This window comes from Okeania sp. SIO2F4, from assembly GCF_010672385.1.
GTDB lineage: Bacteria > Cyanobacteriota > Cyanobacteriia > Cyanobacteriales > Microcoleaceae > Trichodesmium.
The window spans coordinates 1-2,846 of record NZ_JAAHGT010001111.1; the positions used below are offsets into that span (position 1 = coordinate 1).

Annotated in this window: 2 protein-coding genes and 1 pseudogene; all 3 read right to left on the bottom strand. The window is 33.8% G+C overall.

Annotated features, from left to right (window positions below; genetic code table 11):
* Positions 1-131: 131 nt before the first annotated feature.
* The 3 genes and pseudogenes from F6K22_RS37680 to F6K22_RS37690 all read right to left on the bottom strand — a co-directional run bounded on the left by F6K22_RS37680 (position 132) and on the right by F6K22_RS37690 (position 1,808).
* Positions 132-719 carry an FAD-dependent oxidoreductase gene (locus F6K22_RS37680; RefSeq protein WP_293109925.1) on the bottom strand — a complete coding sequence of 196 codons (588 nt, stop codon included), beginning with the start codon at positions 717-719 and terminating at the stop codon, positions 132-134.
* Between the two features lie 93 nt (positions 720-812).
* Positions 813-1,340 (bottom strand): annotated as a pseudogene (locus tag F6K22_RS37685) (FAD-dependent oxidoreductase); the annotation flags it as partial.
* Between the two features lie 42 nt (positions 1,341-1,382).
* Positions 1,383-1,808 (bottom strand): hypothetical protein, encoded by a 426-nt coding sequence (locus F6K22_RS37690; RefSeq protein ID WP_293109927.1) that lies wholly within the window; start codon positions 1,806-1,808, stop codon positions 1,383-1,385.
* Between the last annotated feature and the right edge of the window lie 1,038 nt (positions 1,809-2,846).

A 2,846-nucleotide genomic window follows, 5' to 3' on the forward strand; every position in this document is an offset into this window, starting at 1 on the left:
TGGGGAGTTTCTCCCCCTTCCCTAATAGGGAAGGGGGTTGGGGGGTTAGGTTTTTTTAAGTCACATTTTAAAGCTAGACGCGCTACTATTTATTTTTTTTAGCTACTTCTCTATAATTATATAACTTCAAATTATTTGATATGACTATAATATCTATTTCCAGTTCTATTTATACCTCTTAATTTTGTCTTCCTACCTGTTAAACTTTCTAATTTTTTTCTAACTTCAGCAGAGGTCATTTGATTTAAAGGTATACCTTTTTGATTAGCTATAGCAGCAGCTACTCCTATTGCTTGCCCTTGATAAATATTTATAGTTTGAATTCGTGATACTGCTACAGCAATTCCTAAATATCCAGACGATCGCCCTACAACTGCTAAGTTATTCACATTTTTAGCTAAAGCACTTTCAATACCAAAGTTGTATCTAGGTAGAGGCAAATAGTTAATACCTAAACCTTTAACACCTCCCCGAAAATCAAATTCATAAGAAAAAGTACCAATAGAATTTTCTGCTGAAGTGCCACCTTTGATAATTTCTTTTCCTGTCAATGGGTCAACAACATCAGTAATATTTAAACTATGTCTAATATAAACTTCTGAGGGAATAACTACTTTGATATCTTTCCCAGATATTTTCCTCAACCAAGCCTCAAGTTCTTTCATTTCTGTAATCATTTCCTGGGTTGGTTTAAAGTCATTTAGTTCTATTTGCCTCACTTTTTTACTGTCATATTTAAACAAAAATCCATTCAAAGATAATGAACGTTTACCTAGACTACAAATATTCAGCTTATCAAATAAAAATCTAGATTAAAAATCTAGATTAAATGAATGTTTTCGATGAAGATGATAGGCTCCGGCTAAGGCAATACTTCGATTTATATAGCCGTCTTGATATGTTTTGATTATTGGTAATCTAAATTTTGCCTGGGTAAATTTAGCATTTGGAGGAGTTTGTTCAGATTGGATTTTTGTCTTAATTTTTGCTATTAGTTGGCGATTATAAAGTACTTTTGATTCTAATTTTTTGAAATCGTAAATACTTAAACCAGTCACAGTCGGAACAATAGAAGTTGCTATAGTTTCATCCTGTAATTTATTGTTTTGTGATGCAAATCCTAAAGAATAAGGTATACCTGCTTTTCTGGCTAATTCTGCATCTTGAGTTGTGTCTATAAATGCAGAAGCTTTGACTCTAATATTTGTACCGTTTATCTGCACAAATTTAATTTTTTTATTTTCCACATAAGGAGTAATAGAAGCATTAGAAATAACGATAATTCCTACAGCTTCTAACATTTGTTTCATGGCTTTGGCTGCAATTTCTGGAGTGACACAAGCTTCAACAACTTTGGCTTTTTTGAAAAAGTTACGAAAGCACTAAGAATAAGGTTGATTTTGCCAGCCAGGGGTTTTATCATAGTCGAGATCAGCTAGCCCACCTCTTGTTAATAAACCACCTAAAGGTTGACGGTCATAATTGGAACGCATTAATACTACTTTGCCTGTAGTTCCTAATGTTTTTTTTGCCCAAATAGCAGCACATATTCCTTGAAGTTCATCTCCATAAATTAGAATATCAAAGTTTTTATAAGTTGGTAGTGGTGGTTTTGGTGGTTTAGAGGGTGAGGGGGAAGGAGTGGCAGTAGTAAGTGAGTTATTCGGAATATTTTTTGATGTTATATTTTGCCAAAATGTAGAGATTAAATTCTTACTAACTTTGGGTAAATGTTGAGCAGCGCTTAATGGAATTAATGATAAAAATACTGTAATTAAAATCAATCTTTTTGGGTAATCAGAAGCCATATATTTGTGGGATAATTCAACGGCAGTTAAAAGTTAAAAGTAAGATTTTACAGGCTCAAAAGTTTAGTTTGAAACTATTTGTGACATCTCTCAAATGAATTGGTATAAGGTCAACTATCGTACTATACTAGGTTTTGCTGTGAACTATTACAACATTTTAGATGTGTCACTGTAGTAGGTTGGGTTGACGTAGGAAACCCAACAATAATAAGTCTTTTCATGCTACTACTAGAATGGTGCGTTACGACAAATTGTTAAATCTCTGTCGAACTTTAGATTTTAGCTGTCTAACGCACCCTACTGGACTGACACTATACTAGGTTTCGCTGCGAACTATTACAACATTTTAGGTGTGTCATTTCAGTAATGTCGTGTCAAGCTTGAAAATGTGGGTCAAAAAACCTAACCCCCCAACCCCCTTAAGTGCTAGCGTTGGGGGAGTATTTCTCCCCTCTCGGAGCAGGAGAGGGGTTGGGGGAGAGGTCTTTTAGGTTGCTCGCTCCTAACCTACATTTTTAGGTGTTTCATCCCACTACAATAATGAAGTGACGCTAAAGTGCAACTACAAATAGGCAACAGTTTTAATGACTATAATTAAAAATAACTAACATATAAGAAGTTGAAAAATTATGCTTGAATTGTTAATTGCTTGGGGGGGTAGTGAAGCAGTTAAATTTATTGCTCAGGAAGTTAGGGGAAATAATTAATAATTAATAATTAATAATTATTAATTGATGCTTGATAGAGTACGCTCGTAGTTTGGCTCTAGCCTGATAATAGAGATTTAAGGGGCTAGGGCAAAACTACAAATAAAGACTGATAATGCACTTATCTGAAATTAACTAATATCATCTATGGTCGGGCTAGAGCAAAACTACAAACAAAGGCTTTATTATAATTAGTTATCTGAAATAGTCGGGCTAGAGCCAAACTACAAACAAATGACTATAATTAAAAATAACTAATCAATAAGAGGTTGAATAATTATGATTGAATTGTTAATTGCTTGGGGGGGTAGTGAACCAGTTAAGTTTATTG

Coding starts and splice junctions, on each gene's coding strand:
- F6K22_RS37690 (WP_293109927.1), bottom strand. CDS start 1,808: ATGGCTTCTGATTACCCAAAAAGATTGATTTTAATTACAGTATTTTTA.